Source organism: Bacillus sp. C30 (genome assembly GCF_040838255.1).
GTDB classification, from domain to species: domain Bacteria; phylum Bacillota; class Bacilli; order Bacillales; family Bacillaceae_G; genus Bacillus_A; species Bacillus_A mycoides.
Map to the genome: position 1 here is coordinate 1 of NZ_JBFPJH010000555.1, position 1,515 is coordinate 1,515.

The following is a 1,515-nucleotide window of genomic DNA, read 5'->3' on the forward strand; positions in this document are numbered from 1 at the left end:
GGCGAAAAGAAGTTGAAAAACGTAAAAAGGGGACAGGAAATATAATGACAGAAGTACTAGAACTAAAAGAAGAATTACAACAAATTCAAAATAATAATTATGCTGTGCCAGAAGACGTAGACGCATATCCATACGCACAGTGGATGTTAGATTATATCGGATCACCTGATGCTGAATTACGTGATGATTTGATTTATAGTACGCTTCACAAATGGATTACAAATGATGTGTTTAGACAAAAAGAATTACGAGGATTAATGTTACAAGCAATTAGTCCTGATTATTTATTTTATAAAATTGGTGAAAAGGGAACAGATTCTGTATTTAAACGTGCGTTCTCCGTATTAATTCCGCCGCTTATTTTATCTGTTCATGAAAGAGAACCACTGTTATCTGAAGAACAGCTGTATAGTGTGGCAGAACAAGTTCTGGAATATGTCTATTTAGAAGAAGATGTAAGGGGTTACGTAGAAGGAAAAGGCTGGGCACATTCTACTGCACATGCGGCAGATGCACTAGATGCTTTAGCACGTACAATACAAAATCGTGAGTTTTCATATGCAATACTAGCTGCTGTTCGTCAGAAGGTTCGATTGAATGACTACGTATACATACACTTTGAGGATGAGAGATTAGTAACGCCAATTATGTCGTTGCGTAACCAAAATATTTTAACTGAAGAAGAGTGGAGCAATTGGCTACATAGTATAGCAATTGTTGAAGATATCCCACATCCTCAACATGATATTTTAGTACAAAATATTAGAGCTTTCTTAAGAAGTTTATATTTCAGAGCTTTAGAGAAAGAGGGCGCTACTGCCTTTACAGATGATATATTGGAGACTTTGAAGGATTTGCGTAGGTATTAAAAATAGCGTTTGAATTGGAAATTTTAAAAGAAATCCATACTTAGAAACAAAGAGAAAATATTAATTTTGAAAAATTTATTAGAAATTTATTTTTACATTGTACCCTTTCAGTATAGGCTGAAAGGGGTGTCAAATGAAAAAAATATTGAAGATAGTAAAGATTATATTTTTTGTATGTAGCAGCATTATTTTTCTTGGAACAGGCGCTGTATTCATATATCATAACTATCAATTAAGAATGGAATCGAAATTAATGAACAATGAAGGGGAACTTGTTAATTTCAATAATAAAAAAGTGAATGTTTATAACGAGGGGAGCGGGAAGGATACTTTTGTATTTATGACCGGATCTGGAATTGCCGCTCCTGTTTATGAATTGAAAGGATTATATAGTGAATTTTCGAAAGAAAACAAGGTTTCTGTAATTGAGAGAGCTGGTTATGGATACAGTGATGTTTTTCATGATGATAGAGATATTGATACGATATTAGAACAAACGAGAGAAGCGCTTATTAGAAGTGGAAATAAACCTCCCTATATTTTAGTGCCACACTCTCTATCGGGTATAGAGGCTATTTATTGGGCACAAAAATACCCAAGTGAAGTAAAAGGGATTATTGCGTTAGATATTGGTTTACCTAATCAG

2 protein-coding genes are annotated in these 1,515 nt (G+C 33.8%); both read left to right on the plus strand.

Annotated features, from left to right (window positions below):
- Positions 1–44 precede the first annotated feature (44 nt).
- Entirely contained in the window at positions 45–869 is an 825-nt protein-coding gene (locus tag AB3X49_RS22780; RefSeq protein WP_002168101.1) for a DUF2785 domain-containing protein, read from the plus strand.
- A 133-nt stretch (positions 870–1,002) separates the two neighbouring features.
- The coding region (locus AB3X49_RS22785) for an alpha/beta fold hydrolase (RefSeq protein WP_367964914.1) at positions 1,003–1,515 on the plus strand (513 nt) is incomplete at its 3' end.

Bases quoted from the DNA above. Each gene is read 5' to 3' on its own strand.
- AB3X49_RS22780 (WP_002168101.1), top strand. From the start codon at position 45: ATGACAGAAGTACTAGAACTAAAAGAAGAATTACAACAAATTCAAAAT.